The 19,409-nt window shown below is 70.5% G+C and carries 17 protein-coding genes; 7 read left to right on the top strand and 10 right to left on the bottom strand.

All coding sequences use genetic code 11. The annotated features are described in order from the left end of the window. Position 1 precedes the first annotated feature (1 nt). From mrdA to BOX17_RS14005, 5 genes are all read right to left on the bottom strand, one after another. Positions 2-1,909 carry a penicillin-binding protein 2 gene (mrdA, locus tag BOX17_RS14025; RefSeq protein WP_071945562.1) on the bottom strand — a complete coding sequence of 636 codons (1,908 nt, stop codon included), beginning with the start codon at positions 1,907-1,909 and terminating at the stop codon, positions 2-4. 87 nt (positions 1,910-1,996) lie between these two features. Then, positions 1,997-2,464, bottom strand: a complete 468-nt coding sequence (gene rlmH / locus BOX17_RS14020; RefSeq protein ID WP_071945560.1) for a 23S rRNA (pseudouridine(1915)-N(3))-methyltransferase RlmH — start codon at positions 2,462-2,464, stop codon at positions 1,997-1,999. Next, positions 2,461-2,820, bottom strand: coding sequence for a ribosome silencing factor (gene rsfS, locus BOX17_RS14015; protein ID WP_071945558.1), 360 nt, complete (start codon positions 2,818-2,820; stop codon positions 2,461-2,463). Before rsfS ends, rlmH begins: the two co-directional genes overlap by 4 nt. Positions 2,821-2,897: 77 nt before the next feature. After that, positions 2,898-3,527 carry a nicotinate-nucleotide adenylyltransferase gene (nadD, locus tag BOX17_RS14010; protein WP_071946899.1) on the bottom strand — a complete coding sequence of 210 codons (630 nt, stop codon included), beginning with the start codon at positions 3,525-3,527 and terminating at the stop codon, positions 2,898-2,900. A gap of 59 nt (positions 3,528-3,586) precedes the next feature. Beyond that, positions 3,587-4,894 (bottom strand): glutamate-5-semialdehyde dehydrogenase, encoded by a 1,308-nt coding sequence (locus BOX17_RS14005; RefSeq protein WP_071945556.1) that lies wholly within the window; start codon positions 4,892-4,894, stop codon positions 3,587-3,589. 95 nt (positions 4,895-4,989) lie between these two features. Between BOX17_RS14005 and BOX17_RS14000 the strand changes: the two genes are divergently transcribed. Genes BOX17_RS14000 through BOX17_RS13990 form a run of 3 tightly spaced genes read left to right on the top strand, consistent with a single transcriptional unit; the run spans position 4,990 to position 8,233 of the window. Next, on the top strand, positions 4,990-5,859 hold the full coding sequence (locus tag BOX17_RS14000) for a hypothetical protein (RefSeq protein ID WP_071945554.1): 870 nt from the start codon (positions 4,990-4,992) through the stop codon (positions 5,857-5,859). Further along, positions 5,852-6,787 carry a GGDEF domain-containing protein gene (locus BOX17_RS13995; protein ID WP_071945552.1) on the top strand — a complete coding sequence of 312 codons (936 nt, stop codon included), beginning with the start codon at positions 5,852-5,854 and terminating at the stop codon, positions 6,785-6,787. Before BOX17_RS14000 ends, BOX17_RS13995 begins: the two co-directional genes overlap by 8 nt. 42 nt (positions 6,788-6,829) lie before the next feature. Beyond that, complete coding sequence (locus BOX17_RS13990; RefSeq protein WP_071945550.1) at positions 6,830-8,233, top strand: bifunctional DedA family/phosphatase PAP2 family protein; 1,404 nt, start codon at positions 6,830-6,832, stop codon at positions 8,231-8,233. Between the two features lie 13 nt (positions 8,234-8,246). Here BOX17_RS13990 and BOX17_RS13985 read toward each other — a convergent pair whose 3' ends face one another. Genes BOX17_RS13985 through mpl form a run of 3 tightly spaced genes read right to left on the bottom strand, consistent with a single transcriptional unit; the run spans position 8,247 to position 10,886 of the window. Next, positions 8,247-8,870 carry a LysE family translocator gene (locus BOX17_RS13985; RefSeq protein WP_071945548.1) on the bottom strand — a complete coding sequence of 208 codons (624 nt, stop codon included), beginning with the start codon at positions 8,868-8,870 and terminating at the stop codon, positions 8,247-8,249. Further along, positions 8,867-9,502, bottom strand: coding sequence for a flavin prenyltransferase UbiX (locus BOX17_RS13980; RefSeq protein WP_071945546.1), 636 nt, complete (start codon positions 9,500-9,502; stop codon positions 8,867-8,869). Before BOX17_RS13980 ends, BOX17_RS13985 begins: the two co-directional genes overlap by 4 nt. Then, positions 9,492-10,886, bottom strand: coding sequence for a UDP-N-acetylmuramate:L-alanyl-gamma-D-glutamyl-meso-diaminopimelate ligase (mpl, locus tag BOX17_RS13975; protein WP_071945544.1), 1,395 nt, complete (start codon positions 10,884-10,886; stop codon positions 9,492-9,494). Before mpl ends, BOX17_RS13980 begins: the two co-directional genes overlap by 11 nt. Before the next feature lie 206 nt (positions 10,887-11,092). Here mpl and BOX17_RS13970 point away from each other — a divergent pair, with 206 nt between their 5' ends. Continuing rightward, positions 11,093-12,352, top strand: a complete 1,260-nt coding sequence (locus BOX17_RS13970; protein ID WP_071945542.1) for a 6-phosphofructokinase — start codon at positions 11,093-11,095, stop codon at positions 12,350-12,352. A gap of 164 nt (positions 12,353-12,516) precedes the next feature. On the opposite strand, the gene BOX17_RS13965 is transcribed toward BOX17_RS13970, so the two are convergent. Beyond that, entirely contained in the window at positions 12,517-14,169 is a 1,653-nt protein-coding gene (locus tag BOX17_RS13965; protein WP_244272320.1) for a bifunctional protein-serine/threonine kinase/phosphatase, read from the bottom strand. Positions 14,170-14,465: 296 nt separating this feature from the next. Here BOX17_RS13965 and ppa point away from each other — a divergent pair, with 296 nt between their 5' ends. Continuing rightward, entirely contained in the window at positions 14,466-14,996 is a 531-nt protein-coding gene (gene ppa / locus BOX17_RS13960) for an inorganic diphosphatase (protein ID WP_071945538.1), read from the top strand. 120 nt (positions 14,997-15,116) lie between these two features. On the opposite strand, the gene BOX17_RS13955 is transcribed toward ppa, so the two are convergent. Next, entirely contained in the window at positions 15,117-16,676 is a 1,560-nt protein-coding gene (locus BOX17_RS13955; RefSeq protein WP_071945536.1) for a DUF2333 family protein, read from the bottom strand. Positions 16,677-16,881: 205 nt separating this feature from the next. Here BOX17_RS13955 and dsbD point away from each other — a divergent pair, with 205 nt between their 5' ends. Both dsbD and accB read left to right on the top strand, forming a co-directional pair. Then, positions 16,882-18,750, top strand: a complete 1,869-nt coding sequence (dsbD, locus tag BOX17_RS13950; protein ID WP_071945534.1) for a protein-disulfide reductase DsbD — start codon at positions 16,882-16,884, stop codon at positions 18,748-18,750. A 205-nt stretch (positions 18,751-18,955) separates the two neighbouring features. After that, complete coding sequence (gene accB / locus BOX17_RS13945) at positions 18,956-19,405, top strand: acetyl-CoA carboxylase biotin carboxyl carrier protein (RefSeq protein WP_071945532.1); 450 nt, start codon at positions 18,956-18,958, stop codon at positions 19,403-19,405. Positions 19,406-19,409: the final 4 nt, after the last annotated feature.

The raw sequence follows: 19,409 nt of genomic DNA, 5'->3' as shown, positions 1-19,409 counted from the left end.
GTCACTCCCCCGCCACGCGTTGATCCTCACGCTCGAGCACCTCGCGCACTTCCTCGGTGTCCGGGGCCTCGTCCTCGAGCAGCCAGGCATCGGTCATCGCCTTGGCCAAGTGCGCGGCATGGGAACTGCCCCCGCCGGCGTTCTCGACGATCACCGCCACGGCGATCTCGGGCTCCTCCACCGGCGCGAAGGCCATGAACAGCGCATGGTCGCGCAGCCGTTCCTTGAGTTCGTCGGCGTTGTACTTCTCGTTCTGGCCCAGGGAAAAGACCTGGGCGGTGCCGGACTTGCCGGCCATCCGGTACTGGAGGTCCTTGCCGATCCGACGCGCCGTCCCCTCACGCCCCGACACCACCTTCTCCATGCCGGAGAAGACATGGCCCCACCACCCCTCGTTGCTGAGCTCGATGTCCGTGGGGGTGTCCGGCAGGTCGACGGGGACCTCCTCCTCGCCGATGCGGCGTGCCAGGCGAGGCTCCACCCACTGGCCACGGTTGGCCAGCACCGCCGTGGCCGTCGCCAGCTGCAGCGGGGTCACCTGCAGGTAGCCCTGGCCGATCCCCACGGAGAGCGTCTCGCCGGGATACCAGGGCTGGTTGAAACGGCCGCGCTTCCAGTCACGGGAGGGCATCAGTGCGTCGCTCTGGCCATAGACATCATGGGCGACCCGCTGGCCGAAGCCGAAGGCGGTCAGGTTCTCGTGGATGCGATCGATCCCCAGCTCATGGGCCAGGGAATAGAAATAGGTGTTGTTGGAAACGGCCAGGGCCCGCTCCAGATCGACCCGGCCGTGGCCCCAGCGCAGCCAGTTGCGGTAGCGCCGCGAGTCGTTGGGCAACTGGAAGTAGCCGGGGTCGTAGATCACCTCGCTCGGCGTGATCGCGCCCTCCTTGAGGCCGGTGATGGCCATGAACGGCTTGATCGTCGAGCCAGGCGGGTAGTGGCCGCGGATGGCACGGTTGTAGAGCGGCAGGTCGAGGTTCTCCTGCAGCGCCCGGTAGGAGGCGACGTCGATGCCGGTGACGAACTGGTTGCTGTCGAAGCCCGGCACCGAGGCCATGGCGAGAATCTCGCCGGTGGGGGGCGCGATGGCCACGATGGAGCCGCGGCGCCCATCGAGCAGCTCCACGGCGAGCTTCTGCAGTTCGCTGTCCAGGGTCAGGGTCAGGTCGCGTCCCGGCACCGGGTCGGTGTGACCAAGCTCGCGCAGCACCCGTCCGCGGGCATTGGTCTCCACCTTCCGCAGCCCCGCCTGGCCGTGCAGCACGTCCTCGTAGAAGCGCTCCACCCCGGTCTTGCCGATGAAGTGGGTGCCGGCATAGTTGCCCGCGTCCAGTCCCGCCAGTTCCTCGGCATTTATCCGGCCCACGTAGCCCAGGGCATGCACCATGGTCTCGGCGTCGGGGTAGTAGCGCAGCAGCTGAGCCTGGACCTCCACGCCGGGCAGGCGATGGCGGTTGACCGCCAGGCGGGCGATCTGCGACTCGTCGAGGTCGCTCATCAGCAGCGCCGGCTGGAAGGGGCGCTGGCGCTGTCGCGAGCGGACCCGGAAGGCCTCGGCCTCCTCCCCGGGGAGCTCCAGCAGGTCGACCAGCAGCGCCAGGGTGGCGTCCAGGTCATCCACCCGCTCGCGCACCAGGGTCAGGTTGTAGGTAGGACGATTCTCGGCCAGCAGCACCCCGTTGCGGTCATAGATCAGCCCGCGGGTGGGCGGCAGCGGCTCGACCCGCACCCGGTTCTTCTCGGAGCGGGTGCTGTAGACCTCGTGCTGCACCACCTGCAGGTAGAACAGCCGCCCGCCCAGCAGCCCCGTCAGGGAGACCACCACCAGCACGGCCAGCAGCGAGCGCATCCGGAACAGGCGCAGCTCCTGTTCCGGGTTCTTCAGGGTATCGCGACGGCGACGCATGCTCGGACATGACCTCGGGATGATGAAGCGGAAGCGCCTTCCTGCGATCGATGTCAGGGCCTTCCGCGGTGATCGAGAATACCGTCTTCAGCGGTGATAGGGGTGGCCGACCAGCAGGGTCCACGCCCGATAGAGCTGCTCGGCGAGCAGGATGCGCACCAGCGGGTGCGGCAGGGTCAGCGGCGAGAGGGACCAGCGCTGGTCGGCGCTGGACGAGAGGGACGGCTCCAGGCCGTCGGGACCGCCCACCAGCAGCACCACGTCACGCCCCTCGAGGCGCCAGGCATCGGCCTCGCGGGCCAGCTGCTCGGTGCTCCAGGCCTTGCCGCCGACCTCCAGGGCGACGAGGTGCTCGCTGCCCCTGAGGCGGGCACGAATGCGCTCGCCTTCGAGGGCCATGGCCCGGGTCACGTCGGCGTTCTTGCCCCGCTGCCCAGGCGCGATCTCTTCCACCTCCAGGGTGAAGTCGCGCGGCAGGCGCTTGCGATACTCCTCGACACCGCGACTCACCCAGTCGGGCATCTTCGTGCCCACCGCCAGCAGGCGGACCCTCATGAGCTGTGCTCGACCCGCGACTCGGCGTCGCTTGGCAGGTCGGCCCAGAGCCGCTCGAGGTCATAGAGCTGGCGGGTCTCGGGCAGCATCACGTGGACCACCAGGCTGCCGAGATCGACCAGCACCCAGTCGGCACCGTTCTCGCCCTCGACGCCCAGCGGCGCCATGCCCTGGTCCTTGGCCGCCTGGACCACGTTGTCGGCCAGCGCCGCCACATGGCGCGTGGAGGTGCCGGTGGCCACCACCATCCGGTCGGTCACGCTGGTCAGTCGTGAGACATCCAGGACGGCGATGTCCTGGGCCTTGAGGTCCTCCAGTGCGTCGATCACCAGAGTCTTGAGTGCGTCGATATGCATAACCCTTCGTATCTGCCCTTCGTCAGCGGGAAATCGTTGCCCCCATTGTACCGGCTCGACGCGCCGCTGGGCAGCACTCAGCCATGCCGATAGAGTCCCCGCGACAGGATGTGCGCCTCAACCGCCTCGGGCAGCAGGTAGCGCACGCTGCGACCGGCCGCCAGGCGGCGGCGCACCTCGGTGGCCGAGATGGCCATGCGCGAGGGCAGCCGCAGGCGCAGCAGCCCGCCGGCCGGGCGGGCCATCAGCGTCTCGACGCCCCCTACCTCTCGACCGGCCAGCAGCTCGCGCAGCGCCGGCGGCAGGGCCGACTCGTGGTCCGGGCGGTCGATCACCACCACATGGGCCAGGGCGAAGAGGCGCTCGGGCTCGTGCCAGTCGGCCAGGCGCAGGAAGGCGTCGTGGCCCAGCGCCATCACCAGCCTGGCCTCGCGACCGTATTGCTCTCGCAGCGAGGCCAGGGTATCGGCACTGTAGGAGGGTCCCTCGCGCTCGAGCTCCCGGGGGTCGGCCAGCAGCCCCGGGGTGTCGCCGATGCCCAGGCGCAGCAGCGTCAGGCGCTCGGCGGGCGAGATCCGGGGCTCCCCCCGCAGGGGGGGCATGGCCGCGGGCACCATGTGCACGCGGTCGAGCGAGAGCGCCTCGTGGAGCTCCACCGCACTGCGCAGGTGCCCCAGGTGGACCGGATCGAAGGTCCCGCCCAGCATGGCCAGGCGGGGCGGGTCCGAGGGATCGATGCCGGCGCTGACGGGCAGGCCCGCCTCGCTCACCGGCGCACCTGGCCGTCGCCGAGCACCACATACTTGCGGGTGGTCAGCCCCTCGAGCCCCACGGGGCCGCGGGCATGCAGCCGATCGGTGGAGATGCCGATCTCCGCCCCCAGGCCGTACTCGAAACCGTCGGCGAAGCGGGTGGAGGCGTTGACCATCACCGAGCTGGAGTCCACCTCGGCCAGGAAGCGTCGCGCCAGGCCGTAGGACTCGGTGACGATCGCGTCGGTGTGGCGCGAGCCGTAGCGCTCGATGTGGGCCATGGCGTCATCGATGCCGTCCACCACGCGGATCGACAGCACCGGCGCAAGATACTCCGCGTGCCAGTCCGCCTCGGTGGCTTCGATGATGTCGACGAGGATCGCCCGGGTGCGCGCGCAGCCACGCAGCTCGACGTGGTGCTCGGCATAGGCGCCGGCCAGCCTCGGCAGCAGGGTCTGCGCCACCGGCTCATCGATCAGCAGCGTCTCCATGGTGTTGCAGGTGCCATAGCGGTGTGTCTTGGCATTCACCGCGATGGCCAGGGCCTTGTCGAGGTCCGCACTGGCGTCGACATAGACGTGGCAGACGCCGTCGAGGTGCTTGATCACCGGCACCCGGGCCTCCCGGGTGATGCGCTCGATCAGCGACTTGCCGCCGCGCGGGATGATCACGTCGACGTATTCCGGCATGCTGATCAGGCGCCCCACGGCGGCGCGGTCGGTGGTGGCCACCACCTGCACTGCGCCCTCGGGCAGGCCGGCACGGGCGAGCCCGGCACGGATGCAGGCGGCGATGGCGGCGTTGGACTCGCGGGCCTCGGAACCCCCGCGCAGGATGGCCGCGTTGCCCGATTTCAGGCAGAGGCTCGCCGCCTCCATGGTGACGTTGGGGCGCGACTCGTAGATGATGCCGATGACCCCGAGGGGGACGCGCATCTGGCCGACCTGGATGCCGCTGGGGCGCGAGCGCAGGCCGTCGATCTCGCCGACCGGATCCGGCAGGGCGGCCACCTGGGAGAGCCCCTCGATCATGGCATCGAGACGCGCGTCATCGAGGGCCAGGCGGTCGAGCAGGGCCGCGTCCAGGCCGCTCTCGCGCCCCCGGGCCAGGTCGCGGGCGTTGGCCGCCAGCACGTCCTGGCGCGCGTCCTCGAGATGCTCGGCCATGGCCAGAAGCGCGGCGTTCTTGGCCGCCGTGTCGACCCGTCGCATGCGGGTCGCCGCCTCACGGGCCGCCAGACCGAGGCGCTGCATGTAGGTGTCGACATCCGCGATGTCAGGGGTGGCGGTATCGAGATCCGAGCGGGAGGCTTGAGCTGTCATGCCGTTGCGTGTCTCCTGGGGCCGGCCTCCCCCGACAGGGGCTGCACCGGCGTATACTGTGCCGAAAGACGGGAAGGGAATCATACTAAGCCACCATGCAGACCAAGTACAAAAGCGGCCTGCTGCGCGGCAATCTGCTGATCGCCGCGGTGCTGATGGCCCTGCTGGCCGCCACGTCGCCCATCCTGACCGACACCCTGCTGATGTGCCTGGCCGCGGCCTGGCTGGCCACTACCGCGCTGCTGATGGCCTTCAGCCATCGCCGCCCCGCCCTGGTGCCCTGGCAGCTGCTGCCCAGCCTGCTGCTGGCGGCCCTGCTGTGGGTGGAGCCCGGCCGGCATGTCACCTGGCTGTGGGCCTGGGCCATCCTGGTGGTGCTTCCCCAGCCCCGCTGGATCCAGCTGCTGCAGCTCCCGCTGGCCCTGGCCACCTGGTGGCCGCTGAGGGAGCTGCTGGGACTCGAGCAGTGGGCCCTGACCGGCCTGATGCTGGCGGCCCTGATGCTGCTGGGCTTCTCCCGGGCGCTCGACCTGCGCGCCCTGCGCCTGAGCGCCCTGGAGCGAGCCCGTCTGGTTCCCGGCCTCCCACTGTGGCCCGGCACCCGACTGCCGGGCGATCTTGCCCTCGAACGCCGGCGCTGCCTGCGCGAAGGGGTGCATGCCGAGCTGCTGCTCCTGCATGCACCGCGGCATCGCTGCTGGTCACTGGCCCAGCGGCTGTGCCGCATGACCCACAGCTTCGAGCCCTGCTACCGGCTCGACCCGACCACCCTGGCCGCGCTGCTGACCAGCCGCAACCGTCGCGAGGCCGATGAGCGTCGCGAGCTGCTGTGGCACTACCTGGAGGCCCGCGGGCCGGCCCGGGCGATTCCCCTGACCGGCCTGGCCTCCCTGGACGACGAACGCCAGGCCCTGGCCCGCCAGCCTGCCGGCCTCCAGGTGACCGGGGGGCCGTCCCATGCCTGATCGGCAATACCGCCTCTCGCGGCTCTTCACTCTGTGGTACGCCGGCGGCGCCCTGTTGCTGATGGGCATGGCCCTGTGGCTCTACCTGATGGGCGAATACCAGCGCATCCCCCTGCCGGCCGCCCTGACCCTGCTGATGCTGGTGGCTACCCTGCTGAGCGCGTCGCGCGAGGATCACTCGCGGCTGGCCGCCTACCTGGCGCTGATCAGCGGCTACCTGCTGATCGCCGTCGAGCTGCCCCAGCAGTCCGGCCTGCCGTCACTCTGGGTGGGCCTGCCCCCCGTGCTGACCCTGCTGCTGCTGCCGCTGGCGCCGGCCATGCTGCTCAACCTCTCGCTGACGCCGGTCTGGCTGGCGCTGCTCGGCCGGGGCGAACTCGACAGCCAGCTGCTGCTGGGCTACCTGAGCCTGGTGGTCGTGGCGGCCCTGATTCCCTGGGAGCAGGTCCGCCAGCACGCCCTGCTCAGGGCCACCGACCCCCGCGACCCAGAGTGCGCGGCCGCCGGGCGCGGAACCCTGCACGAGCGGCTGGCCAGCGAGGTCGAGCGTGCCGGGCTGCTCGGCCAGCCCCTGGCCGTGCTGCTGATCCACCTGCCCCAGCTGGACATGGCCGACGAGCAGTTCGGCCACACCGCGCGACAGGCCCTGCTGGACGCCCTCTGCCAGGCGGTGGCCAGCCGCAGCCGCGACCACGACATCCTGGGCCGGGAGGGCCCGGCGGACTTCTGGCTGGTGATGCCGGACACCAGCCAGAGCGGTGCCCTGCTGGTGCAGCAGCGACTCGACCAGGCCCTGGGGCAGGTCACCCTGATGGACACCGGCCAGGTGCAGGCGAGACTGCGCCTGTGCCAGCCGCGGCCGGGCGAGTCCTGGCCGCGGTTCGAACAGCGCCTCCAGCGCGGCAGCCAGGCCCTGGCCGCCGACTGACCGCGAGGCTCGTCGATTCACGGCATGACAGCGGAGCGTCCCTTGAACCTTGCCGACACCCTCTACCAGTTGGCGCCCTCCCCGGGGCTGCTGCTGCTGATCATTGCCGCCATCGCCCTGGTGGAGTCCCTCGCGCTGGTGGGGCTGCTGGTGCCCGGCGTGGTGCTGATCACCGCCGCCGCCTCCCTGGCCGGCCACCAGCAGCTGGCCGTGGTCCCGGCCATCCTGGCCGCCTTCATCGGTGCCGTGATCGGTGACGGCCTGAGCTTCCTGCTGGGCTACCGCCACCGGGACCGGGTCACCGGGCTGTGGCCGCTGTCGAGACACCCGGAATGGCTGGCCCGGGGGGCACGCTTCTTCCAGCGACACGGGCCGCTCTCGGTCCTGCTGGGCCGCTTCGTGGGGCCGGTGAGGCCCGTGGTGCCCCTGATCGCCGGGATGCTGCGGATGTCACCCCGCCGCTTCACCGTGGCCAACCTGGTCTCGGCGGCCCTGTGGGCGCCGGCCTACGTGCTGCCGGGCTACCTGCTGGGCCGCACCTGGCAGCGCCTGCTGGCCGTACCCGAGGGCCTGGAGCCCTGGCTGATCGGCCTCGGCGTCCTGGTGGTGATCCTAGCGGTGGTCTTCTCCTGGGTTCGCCACCTGGTGACCCGTGACGGCCTGGCCTACCGGGGGCTGGCCTGGCTGTCGCGGCGCAGCCCCCTCGGCCGGCGAGTCTGGCGGCTGCTCTCGCCGTCCCATCACGCGGAACCGCCCCTGGCCTCCTGGCTGCTGCTGATCCTCTCCCTGACGGCCCTGTCGGCCTGGTCACTGGTGGTGATCCACCATGACGGCCCGCTGGCCATGGACACGCGCCTTGAGGCGCTGATGCAGCAGCTGGACCTGCCCGGGCTGGCCGTGGCCGGCGACCTGCTGGCCAGGGCCGGCGACCTCCCGGGCGTGCTGGCCCTGGTGCTACCCTGGGCACTCTGGCTGCTGTGGCGGCGCCAGCGGTCGGCCTTCGGCCATATCGCCGGGGGCCTTCTCGGCATCGCGCTGCTCAACACCCTGGGCAAGGCGGCGGTCGGCCGCGCCCGCCCCGTCACCCCCGACCATCTCGCCGACTCCCTCTCCTACCCCAGCGCCCATACCTCGACTGCGGTGGTGCTGTTCGGCCTGGCCGCGGCCTTCGCCAGCCGCGAGCTGCCGCCCGGGAAGCGCTTCCTGGCCTACTGGGCGGCCATCGCCGTGGTGCTGCCCATGGCGCTGTCACGCCTGGTGCTCGGGGTCCACTGGCTCAGCGACCTGGTCGGCGGCGCCCTGCTCGGCCTGGTGGTCTGTGCCCTGGTCCAGCTGGCCTGGCAGCGCCATCCCCGCCCCTCGCTGCGCCCCTGCCCCTGGCAGGCGCTGGGCGCCGCCTCCCTGGTGCTGGTCGCCGCGCGCATCGCCTGGCTGCCGCCGGTCTAGCGGGGCCCGCGGCCTAGCCCAGGGCCAGCCAGAGGCCCACCCCGACCATCAGCGTGCCGGCGACGCGGTTGAGCAGGCGCACGTTGTCACTCTCGCCGAGCAGCCGACGCAGGGTGCGCCCGCCGGAGGCATAGAGCAGCAGGCAGAGGAACTCGATGGTCAGGATCACCCCGATCAGCGCCGCGAGCTGGGGTGCCAGCGGCCGTCCGGCATCCAGGAAGGGCGGCAGCAGGGCCACGAAGAAGGCCCAGCCCTTGGGATTGGCCACCGCCGTGACCAGGCCCTGCAGGGCCAGCTGCCCCCGGGCCGCGGGCGGCCCCGCCTCCAGGGTCCGGGGGATGGCCATGCGCCCTCGGGAGCGCCACATCATCACGCCCAGGTAGCCCAGGTAGGCACCCCCCAGCCACTTGAGCACCGCGAAGAGCTCGGGCTGTCGCAACATCAGGGCCGCCACGCCGGCGCCGGCGGCGAAGGCCACCAGCCCCACCCCCACCAGCTCCCCGGCCATCATCCACAGCGTGCGTCTCACCCCCTGGGTCATCCCCAGCACCATGGCCAGGGTCATGCACATGCCGGGGGTGAGCGAGACCAGCAGGAAGGTCGGCACGAAGACCGACAGCAGCGAGAGCTTGATCACGACTCGCCCCAGCGGGGCATCATGCGGTGCTCGATGCCCAGCTGGTTGAGGATGCGCGCCACGATGAAGTCGACGAGGTCCTCGATCCGCTGCGGCTGGTGGTAGAAGCCCGGCGCGGCGGGCAGGATCACCGCCCCCATGCGGGTCAGCGCCAGCATGTGCTCCAGGTGGATCGCCGAGAAGGGCGTCTCACGAGGCACCATGATCAGCCGGCGACGCTCCTTGAGGGCGACGTCGGCGGCCCGCTCGATGAGATTGTTGCTGGCCCCCGTGGCCACCGCCGAGAGGGTGCCGGTGGAGCAGGGACAGATCACCATGGACGAGGGCGCCCCGGAGCCCGAGGCGACCGGCGCCATCCAGTCCTCGCGGCCGAAGCAGCGGATCTGGCCGGACGCGGCCCCGGTGCGCTCGGCCAGCACCTCGGCCAGCCGGGCCGGTCGCGCCGGCAGCTCCTCGTCGGTCTCGGTGGCGATCACGAGGTGGGCGGCCTTGGAGATCATCACCCAGACGCGATGCTCGGCCGCCACCAGCGCCTCGATCAAGCGCAGGCCGTACTGGGCGCCCGAGGCTCCGGTCAGGGCCACCGTGACGGGCTCGCGCAGGTCGGTCGCGTCACTGTGCTCAATCGGCATGGGCGACCTCCAGGGCGGCCAGCAGCTTCTCGTGGATGCCGCCGAAGCCGCCGTTGGACATCACCACGATGCGGTCCAGCGGCCGTGCCTCGGCCACCAGGGCGGCGACCAGGGCGTCGAGGTCCTCGAGCAGCCGGGCCGGGACCGGGCTTGCCTCGAGCACCGGGGCCAGCGACCAGTCGAGCCCTGGCGGCTGGAACCAGAAGGCGGCGTCGGCGGCCGCGACGCTGGCCGCCAGGCGATCGCGCAGGGTGCCCAGCCGCATGGTGTTGGAGCGCGGCTCGATCACCGCCAGCAGCCGGCCGCGAGGCGTCGCGGCCCGCAGGCCCTCCAGGGTGGCAGCGATCGCCGTGGGATGGTGGGCGAAGTCATCGATCACCTCGATGCCGGCCACCTCCCCGCGCAGCTCCTGACGCCGCCGCGGGGTGGCGAAGCGGGAAAGTGCGGCGGCGGCGCGCACCAGGTCGACCCCGCAGGCGTTCGCGGCGGCCAGGGCGGCCAGGGCATTGCGGGCGTTGTAGGCGCCGGTCAGCGACCAGTCGACCACCGCGTCCTCGTTGACCGCGTCCGGCCCCTCGCCCTGTTCGTGGATGACCCGGAAGCGCGAGGCGTCCTCGCGCTCGAGCTCCAGCCGCCAGGGACTCGTCGCCGCGGTGCCGAAGCGCTCCACCGGCGTCCAGGCCCCCATCTCGAGCACCCGCTCGAGCGCCGGCTCGCCATCGGCCACCAGCAGCCGACCGCGCCCCGGGACGGTGCGCACCAGGTGGTGGAACTGGCGCTCGATGGCGGCCAGGTCGGGAAAGATGTCAGCGTGGTCGAACTCCAGGTTGCCCAGAATGGCGATCTGTGGGCGGTAGTGGACGAACTTGGAGCGCTTGTCGAAGAAGGCCGTGTCGTACTCGTCGGCCTCCACCACGAAGGGGGCATCGGGGGCACCGAGGCGCGCCGAGACGCCGAAGTTGCGGGGGACGCCGCCGATCAGGAAGCCCGGGGCCTGTCCGGCGGATTCCAGCAGCCAGGCCAGCAGGCTCGCCGTGGTGGTCTTGCCGTGGGTGCCCGCCACGGCGATCACCCGTCGACCCGGCAGGACCTGCTCGGCCAGCCACTCGGGGCCGGACACGTAGGGCAGCCCGAGGTCGAGCACCGCCTCGACCTCGGGATTGCCGCGCGACAGGGCGTTGCCGATCACCACCCGGTCGGGGCGCGGCGAGAGGTTGTCGGGCGAGTACCCCTCGCACAGGACGATGCCCGCCTCCTCGAGCTGGGTGCTCATGGGCGGATAGACATTGGCATCCGAGCCACTGACGGTGAGGCCCCGCTCGCGGGCGAGCAGGGCCAGGCTGCCCATGAAGGTACCGCAGATACCGAGGATATGAAGGTGCATGCGCTCTCCGGGAATCTTTTCGCCGCCAGCCGCGGCGAGGTCTGCGCGAGCCTAGCATGGTGCGCTCGGGCCGCTCCAGCCACCGCCGTCGCCGCGGGGCTCCAAGGGGACTTGGCCGCCGACCCCGCGCGGATGCAGTGCCCGCCGCTTTCGGCTAGACTCACGGGCTTTCGGAATTCCCGACGCACCAGGAACAGGTAAGCCCCATGGCCCAGCATAACGCCTTCTACGCCCAGTCCGGCGGCGTCACCGCCGTGATCAACGCCAGCGCCTGTGGCGTGATCGAAGCCTGCCGCCGCAATCCGGACCGGATCGGCAAGGTCTATGCCGGCCACAACGGCATCATCGGCGCCCTCACCGAGGACCTGATCGACGTCAGCCAGGAGTCGGACGAAACGATCGCCGCCCTGCGCCACACCCCCGGCGGGGCCTTCGGCTCCTGCCGCTACAAGCTCAAGGACATCGAGACCCACCGCGCCCAGTACGAGCGGCTGATCGAGGTCTTCAAGGCCCACGACATCCGCTACTTCTTCTACAACGGTGGCGGCGACAGCGCCGATACCTGCCTGAAGGTCTCGCAGCTCTCCGAGAAGCTCGGCTACCCGCTGACCGCCATCCACGTGCCCAAGACCGTGGACAACGACCTGCCGATCACCGACAACTCACCGGGCTTCGGCAGCGTGGCCAAGTACATCGCCACCTCGACCCTGGAGGCCTCGCTGGATATCGCCTCCATGTGCGCCACCTCCACCAAGGTCTTCGTGCTCGAGGTGATGGGCCGCCATGCCGGCTGGATCGCCGCCGCCGGTGCGCTGGCCGGCCAGGGCGAGGGCGAGCCGCCCCACCTGGTGATCTTCCCCGAGGTACACTTCGACCGCGCCAGGGTGATGGCCCGGGTAGAGGAATCGGTCAAGAAGTACGGCTACTGCGTGATCGTGGTGTCCGAGGGGGCGCGCTACGAGGATGGCACCTTCCTCGCCGACTCCGGCAACACCGACGCCTTCGGCCACCGCCAACTGGGCGGCGTGGCGCCGACCCTGGCCGGCATGGTCAAGCAGGACCTGGGCTACAAGTACCACTGGGCCGTGGCCGACTACCTGCAGCGGGCCGCCCGCCACCTGGCCTCGAGGACCGACGTCGAACAGGCCTACGCGGTGGGCGAGAAGGCCGTGGAGCTGGCCATCGAAGGCAAGAACTCCATGATGCCGGCGATCAAGCGCGTCAGCGAGACTCCCTACGAGTGGCGCATCGAGGCCGCCCCGCTGGCCGAGGTGGCCAACCGGGAGAAGTTCATGCCCCGGGAGTTCATCCGCGAGGACGGCTTTGGCATCACCGAGGCCTGCCGCCAGTACCTCGCGCCGCTGATCCAGGGCGAGGACTTCCCGCCCTTCGAGAACGGCCTGCCGAAGGTCGCGCACCTCAAGCTGGCGAGGGTCGAGCGCAAGCTGCCCGAGTTCAAGATCTAGGCAGCCAGGCAGCCGGCGATGAAAGATCGGCGCTAGCCTCGATGCCAACGAGCCCCCGACGGCATGACGTCCGGCAGGGGCTTGTCGTTCTCGGCACGATCTCGCGGCCTAGCGCCGGTCACCAGACGGCTCGGTGCTTGTCGCTTGAAGGCGTCCGAGGGGCCTTATCTCAGCAGCCAGGACAGCACCAGCAGCAGCAGCAGGATCCCCGCCATCCCCTGCCAGAAGCTCGCCCGCTCCCCCGAGCGTCGCATGCCGGCGCCCTCCTCGTCCTGCCTCCCCTCACGCGGGGGTCGCAGGGCACGTCGGAACTCCGACATGCGCCGGAAGCGCAGCGCCCGCTGGGGATCCAGGGCGCGCCTCAGGGCGTCGTCCAGCGCGACGGACACCTCGGGGTTGAGGGTGCGGGCGCTCCGGTAGGCCAGCTGCTCGAGGTCGGTATGGCTGCGCAGCCGGCTCGGCGCCAGGGCATACGGCAGCTCACCGGTCAGCAGCCAGTAGATGGTCGAGGCCAGGGAGTACTGGTCGCTGCGGCGGCCGACCTGATCGCCGAGTGCATACTCCGGCGCACTGTGCTCGGTCGGGCCCAGCTGACGCACCAGCGCCCTGGAGCGGCGGTGGCCGTCCACGTCGCGCAGGTGGCAGGCGCTGAAGTCGGCCAGCACCACCTGGCCATGCAGGTCGATGAGCACGTTGTCGGGATGGATGCGCTGGTGCAGCAGGTCGCGGTGGTGCAGCGCCTGCACCGCCTTGCCCAGCTGGTTGGCGATGTCCAGGCGCTGGCCGAGGCTCGCCTGAGGATGACGCTGGGCCCACTCAGTCAGGGTCTCGCCCTGCACGTAGTCCATCAGGTAGTAGAGGAAGCGCCGCGGCCGCGAGGATTCCATGATGCGCACCACGAAGGGGGACTTGACGCGCTCCACCACCCACTGCTGCAGCAGGAAGTGCTCCAGGTAGGCGTTGCGGCTGGAGAGTTCGGGGCTCGGCGCCTTCATCACCATCTCGCGCCCGCTCTGCACGTCGCGCACGTGGTAGACCCTCGACTGCGCCGTGCGCGAGAGCACCGACAGCACCTCGAGGCCGTCCAGGCGCTCTCCCGGCGAGAGCTCCGGGGGAATCGGCAGGTCGCCGTAGACGCGACCGGGGCTGTCCTCGGCAGCCTCGGGCAGCCCGTCGATGCGCACCAGCTGGAAGCAGAACTGGTCGCTGCCGTAGCCCCGCTCCTGGGCGCGCTCCCGCGCGGCGGCGGCCAGTCGCTCGCAGGCGGCATCCAGGTTGCTGGCGTCCTCGCGGATCAGCCGCACGTAGTCGGAGGGCATCAGGGTGCCCTGCAGGGCCTGGGTGGTGAAGAGGAAGATGTCCCCCTGCTTGAGCGGCAGGCAGGCATAATCGATCTCCAGGCCGCTGTCCATGCCCATGGCCCGGGAGGGGTAGCGATAGCCGCCCAGGTCGGTGACGTGATCCCGGGACAGCTGCTCGAACTCGGCACCCCGCAGGCGGAACACCAGGGTATCGCCCATGTGGAAGAGGTGCGCCTCCCGCCCCCGGTACACCATGGCCGACAGGGAAGAGACGTAGCTGCCGTCCGACATCTGCCGGTTCTGGCTGAAGCACCAGGCGTTCAGGGCGCGCAGGACCCGGGTCGCCGAGGTCTTGACGTCCCAGTGGTCGGGCGTCGCGAAGTAGTCCGCCAGGAAGCCCTTGACGCTCAGGTCACCGGCCTGCTTGGCCAGGTTGTTGCGCAGGGTGGAGTCACTGATCAGGGCGCAGGCGCCCTTCGCCGTGAGCAGCGGGGGCTCGGGCAGCCTCACCGACATCGAGCTGCGATGCCGACGCCGGTCGGGCGCCACGAAGGCCTGGCCGAAACTCAGCGACAGGTTCAGGGGGGTCAAGACGTTCTCCTCGCAAGCGACGCGATCCGCCGGCCCGTGGCCGACGTCTTCCATCGGGGGCCCATGATACACCCTGCCACCGCGCCTGGCCCGTCGTGCCGAGCGGCGGCATGCCACCTAAGGCCCATTGGTAATCCCCGCCATGGCTTCGTATAATTCGGCGGATTTTACCGCCTGTCCGATTCGCCAAGCCTCATTATTGCCAACCCAAGGAAGCGACGATGAACTTCGACAACATCCCCGCCGGCAAGGATCTCCCCAACGATGTCTACGTGGCGATCGAGATTCCGGCCAACCATGCGCCGATCAAGTACGAGATCGACAAGGACATGGGTGCCCTGCTGGTCGACCGTTTCATGGCCACCCCGATGTTCTACCCGGCCAACTACGGCTTCATCCCGCACACCCTGGCCGACGACGGCGATGCCCTGGATGCCCTGGTCGTGACGCCCTACCCGGTCCAGCCCGGCGCCGTGATCCGCGCTCGCCCGGTGGGCATCCTCAACATGACCGACGAGGCGGGCGAGGACGCCAAGCTGGTCTGCGTGCCCCATCCCAAGCTCTCGAGCCTCTATGACGACGTCCATGAGGTGACCGACCTGCCCGAGCTGCTGCGCCAGCAGATCGCCCACTTCTTCGAGAACTACAAGGATCTCGAGAAGGGCAAGTGGGTCAAGGTGGAGTCCTGGGAAGGCTCCGAGGCCGCCTGCAAGGCCATCGAGAAGGCCGTGGCCGCCCACGACAAGGCCTGATCGACCGGCCTGGAGCGGCACACGCTGCCTCCCCGCCAACGACAACGGGCCGCCCTTTGGGCGGCCCGTTGTCGTTGGGCCGGAGGGCGGCCCGCCCTCGTGGGAATAGGGACTCGACCCTCAGCCCTTTGGCGCCTCGGCCGAGGCGGCATCGCCGGGCGCCCCCTCCTCGCCTGCCTGAGTGGCCGCGTCGTCTGCCTGGGGCTCCTCGGAGGACTCGCTCGCTTGCTCGCTCACTTCTTGCTGGCCCGCTGCATCACCTTCTTCCTCGGCCGGCAACGCGGCCGTCTCATCGGCACCGGCCGCCTCGTTCCCGGCACCCTGTGACGACGCATCGGCAGACGACGCCTCTTCGGCACCGCCTGACGGCGCCTGGGCCTCCTCCGGTGCCCCGCCGTCCTCGGCCGCGGGTTCTGCCGCGGCGGGTGATGCCGCGTCGCCGCCATCCTGCTCTGGCTGAACGGCCGCCTCGGTGCTGGCATCGGGGGCCGGTGCCTCGCTACCGTCCTGTTCAGTCTGACCAGCCGCCTCGGTGCCGGCATCGGGGACCGTCGCCTCACCAACGTCCTGCTCTGCCTGAACGGCCGACTCGGTGGTGACGTCGGAGGCCGCCGCATCGCCGCCGTCCTGCTCTGCCGTAACGGCCGCCTCGGTGGCAGAGTCGGGGGCCGGCGAGGACACCTCGGCCAGGCCCTCGGCCAGCGCCCCGGCCAGGTCGCGGGCCCGCACCATGTAGTTGGCCATCACCAGCGAGTGGTTGGCGAAGATGCCGAAGCCCGAGCCGTTGAGCACCATCGGGCTCCACAGCCGACGCTCGCTCATCTCGAGCTCGACCACCAGGCGCTCCCAGCGCGCGGTGAGCCCAGCCGAGGCCAGCACATCGGCCTGGTCGCGCTGAACCGCCTGCAACAGGTGCATGAGGGCCCAGGCCTGGCCGCGCGCCTCGAAGAAGACGTCGTCGACCCGGTACCAGGCGGTGCGAGTCGGGAGGGCCTCGGCGTCGATGTCCAGGTCGCGGAGCTCCTCGCGGCTGCCGATGCTGGCAGAGAGCCGAAGGCCCAGGTCATCCAGCGAGCGGGTGACCGCCTCGACCCAGGTCGAAAGCCCCTGGCCCTGGTCGCCGAAAGCGGCCTCGCCGTCCTCCCCGAGCGCCTGAAGATAGCCATCGAGGGCCACCAGGGCCTGGTTCAGGCGCTTCTCGGTGGAGGGATAGAGCCAGTCGCGGCTGTCGCCCGCCAGGCGCTGCTGCACCTCCGCGAGCGCCGGCGCCGATGACTGCTCCATGGCCGGCAGCACCCGGGATAGCTGGCGGGCCTGGGTGAGCACGCCCAGTTCCCAGGCAGGCATGTTGTCGAGCCACACCCCCGGCGGGGCGACATCGTTGCGCAGGTAACCCCCGGGTTTTTCCAGCAGGGTCTCGACCAGGGTCATCAGGCTGGCGGTGGTCACCGCCCCCCGGGACGCCGGGCTGCCCGAGGACGCGCCGCGCTGCTCGGCCACGGCCTGCTCCACGTCGAAGGCCGCGGGCGTACGGCTCCACCAGACGCCGAGCCCCACGCACACCGCGAGATAGAGCACCAGCAGTGTCAGCAGCGGCTTCCAGATCCAGCCATAATCCGGACGCTCCAGTTCCTCGGTCCGCCTGCGGCGCCTGGCGGCACCCTTTTGCGTCAACGCCATGATCGGGTTTCCTTGATGATGAAAGCTTCCAGCGGCGCGACAATATGGCGCAGCTCCCGCAGACGGGTTGCCATCAACAGCCCGCTGCATACTGCGATATCCTAGCAGGCTGAAGGCCTTGCCGCCGTCGGGGCGGAACCCGGCCCCGCCGCCGGAGGTCAAAGCCGCGCCACACGACAGTCTCCCACGCAACCAAGGAAGTGCCGTGACGATCCTCCTGCGACTCGCCCTGTTGCTCACCCTTCTGCTGCCGCTGGGGGCCCAGGCCCAGTGGTTCTCTAAGGATGATGATGAGGCGCAGTTCCTGCCGGTACGCGAGGCCTTCCAGCCCAGCGCCTGGCACGATGGCGAGACCCTCCACGTCGGCATCCAGAACGCCGACGGCTACTATCTCTATCGCCACCAGCTCGACGTCGAGACCTCGACGGAGGGCCTGTCGCTGGGCGAGCCCGACCTGCCCCCGGGACAGGCCAAGCACGACGAGTTCCTCGGCGACGTCAACGTCTTCTACGACAGCGTGGTCTTCGAGACCGCCCTGGACCCGGGCCACCAGGGCCCGCTGAGCCTCACCCTGACCTTCCAGGGCTGTGCCGATGCCGGCCTCTGCTACCCGCCGGAGCGGGTCGAACTCACGGCCCGGGAGGGCGAGGCGCCGGCCCGCTTCGCCGGCTGGGCCCCGGACGACGACACCGGCCGCGCCAGCCTCGCCGACACGTCCCCGGCGCCCACGGACCGCGTGTCGGGAGGCGCCCCCCGCAGCGAGGACGGCCGCTTCCGCGCCCTGATGGCCGAGGCGAGACTGCCACTGGTCCTTGGGCTCTTCTTCCTCGCGGGCCTGGGGCTGACCTTCACGCCCTGCGTGCTGCCCATGGTGCCGATCCTCTCCTCGATCATCGTCGGCCAGCACCCCTCGCGCCCCCGGGCCTTCGCCCTGTCGGCCAGCTACGTGGGCGGCATGGCGCTGACCTATGCCGTCGTGGGGGTCCTGATGGGGCTGTTCGGTGCCGGACTAAACCTGCAGGCCCGCCTGCAGTCGGCGCCGGTGCTGATCACCTTCGCCCTGCTCTTCACGCTCTTCGCGCTGGCCATGTTCGGGGCCTTCAACCTGCGGCTCTCGCCGAGCCTGGCGGGGCGCATCGACGCCTGGCAGGCCCGCGCCCAGAAGAGCGGCCCCGCCGGCCTGGCCTTGGCCGGGGCACTGTCGGTGCTGGTGGTCTCGCCCTGCGTCTCGGCGCCGCTGGCCGGCGCCCTGGTGTTCATCTCCTCCACCGGCGACGCCGTGATGGGCGGCGCGGCACTGCTCGCCCTGGCCCTCGGCATGGGGGTGCCGCTGCTGCTGGTGGGCACCTTCGGCACCACCCTGCTGCCCCGCTCCGGGGCCTGGATGAACGGCGTCAAGGCCGCCTTCGGGATCCTGCTGCTGGGGGTCGCCATCTGGCTGGTGGAGCGCCTGCTGCCGGGCAGCATCGCCCTGCTGCTGTGGGCCGGTCTGGCCATCGGCAGCGCCCTGGCCCTGGGGGCGCTGACCGTCAACCAGGCGCCCGGCTGGCCGAGGGTGCGCCAGGCCGGCGGGCTGATGCTGCTGGCCTGGGGCATCGCCCTGGTGATCGGCGCCGCCCGCGGCGGGGATGATCCGCTGCACCCCCTGGCCTCCGCCACGCCGGCGCCCGGCGCCGCCTCCACCGCGCAGGCGACGCCGGCGCGGCCGGTCACCACCGTGGAAGACCTCGACGCGCTGAAGGCGACCCTGGCCGAGAGCGATGAGCCGGCCTTCGTCAACGTCACCGCCGACTGGTGCATCTCCTGCAAGGTCATGGAGCGCAACGTCTATCCGGCGCCCGAGGTGGCAGGCCCCCTGTCCCGCTTCCGTCACATCAACGTCGACGTCACCGACAGCGACGCCGCCAGCCGGGAGGTGCTCGACCACTTCCAGCTGTTCGGCCCGCCCAGCCTGCTGTTCTTCGAACAGGGCAAGGAGCTCCGCGACGCCCGCGTCCAGGGCGAGGTGGATGCCCCCCAGCTGGCCAGTCACCTCGAGGGTGTGCTTGACTGGCTGAAGGCGCGGCAGGGCTGAGCCCGCGGCTCGCTGGCCATGGATCTCGAACAGCGTTCCCGGCGGCTGGACATCCTTGCTGATTTTCGTCAGACTTCCGCCTCATTGCCTTTTCATGGTCAATAGAAGCCACAAGACGCGCCATCTTGCTGCGATCTATTGCAAGTTGGCCGGGGTTGACAGCACCCCGGATCACCACCCCAACCCCACCGGTCGAGACAACGTCATGGATATCCGCAAGGTCAAGAAGCTGATCGAGCTGCTCGAAGAGTCCAACATCAGCGAGATCGAGATCCAGGAAGGGGAAGAGTCGGTTCGCATCAGCCGCCACCCCAACGGCACGAGCTGGCAACAACCCGCCCCCCAGCCCTACGCGGCCGCGCCCCAGCCGGCGCCGCAGGCCTCCGCCGAGCCCGCCGCCGCCCCCGAGCCGACCTACCAGGGCCATACCGTCAAGTCACCGATGGTCGGCACCTTCTACCGTTCCCCGGCACCGGGCTCCAAGTCCTTCGTCGAGGTCGGCTCCAGCGTCAAGAAGGGCGAGACCATCTGCATCGTCGAGGCGATGAAGATGATGAACCAGATCGAGGCCGATCGCGATGGCGTGATCGAGGCGATCCTGGTCGAGGACGGCGAGCCGGTCGAGTTCGACCAGCCGATGGTCGTCATCGCCTGATCGT

The sequence above is a fragment of the Halomonas aestuarii genome (assembly GCF_001886615.1).
Lineage (GTDB): Bacteria > Pseudomonadota > Gammaproteobacteria > Pseudomonadales > Halomonadaceae > Halomonas > Halomonas aestuarii.
The sequence above is the reverse complement of the archived record's forward strand: the minus strand, read 5'-3'. Positions and strand labels throughout refer to the sequence as shown.

What these genes read in the sequence shown, in the direction of transcription:
- BOX17_RS14005 (WP_071945556.1), bottom strand. Translation starts at nt 4,894, where the DNA reads ATGACAGCTCAAGCCTCCCGCTCGGATCTCGATACCGCCACCCCTGAC.
- BOX17_RS13965 (WP_244272320.1), bottom strand. Translation starts at nt 14,169, where the DNA reads ATGTCGGTGAGGCTGCCCGAGCCCCCGCTGCTCACGGCGAAGGGCGCC.
- BOX17_RS13980 (WP_071945546.1), bottom strand. Translation starts at nt 9,502, where the DNA reads ATGCCGATTGAGCACAGTGACGCGACCGACCTGCGCGAGCCCGTCACG.
- mrdA (WP_071945562.1), bottom strand. Translation starts at nt 1,909, where the DNA reads ATGCGTCGCCGTCGCGATACCCTGAAGAACCCGGAACAGGAGCTGCGC.
- ppa (WP_071945538.1), top strand. Translation starts at nt 14,466, where the DNA reads ATGAACTTCGACAACATCCCCGCCGGCAAGGATCTCCCCAACGATGTC.
- BOX17_RS13970 (WP_071945542.1), top strand. Translation starts at nt 11,093, where the DNA reads ATGGCCCAGCATAACGCCTTCTACGCCCAGTCCGGCGGCGTCACCGCC.
- nadD (WP_071946899.1), bottom strand. Translation starts at nt 3,527, where the DNA reads ATGCTGGGCGGGACCTTCGATCCGGTCCACCTGGGGCACCTGCGCAGT.
- rlmH (WP_071945560.1), bottom strand. Translation starts at nt 2,464, where the DNA reads ATGAGGGTCCGCCTGCTGGCGGTGGGCACGAAGATGCCCGACTGGGTG.
- BOX17_RS14000 (WP_071945554.1), top strand. Translation starts at nt 4,990, where the DNA reads ATGCAGACCAAGTACAAAAGCGGCCTGCTGCGCGGCAATCTGCTGATC.
- mpl (WP_071945544.1), bottom strand. Translation starts at nt 10,886, where the DNA reads ATGCACCTTCATATCCTCGGTATCTGCGGTACCTTCATGGGCAGCCTG.
- BOX17_RS13955 (WP_071945536.1), bottom strand. Translation starts at nt 16,676, where the DNA reads ATGGCGTTGACGCAAAAGGGTGCCGCCAGGCGCCGCAGGCGGACCGAG.
- accB (WP_071945532.1), top strand. Translation starts at nt 18,956, where the DNA reads ATGGATATCCGCAAGGTCAAGAAGCTGATCGAGCTGCTCGAAGAGTCC.
- BOX17_RS13995 (WP_071945552.1), top strand. Translation starts at nt 5,852, where the DNA reads ATGCCTGATCGGCAATACCGCCTCTCGCGGCTCTTCACTCTGTGGTAC.
- rsfS (WP_071945558.1), bottom strand. Translation starts at nt 2,820, where the DNA reads ATGCATATCGACGCACTCAAGACTCTGGTGATCGACGCACTGGAGGAC.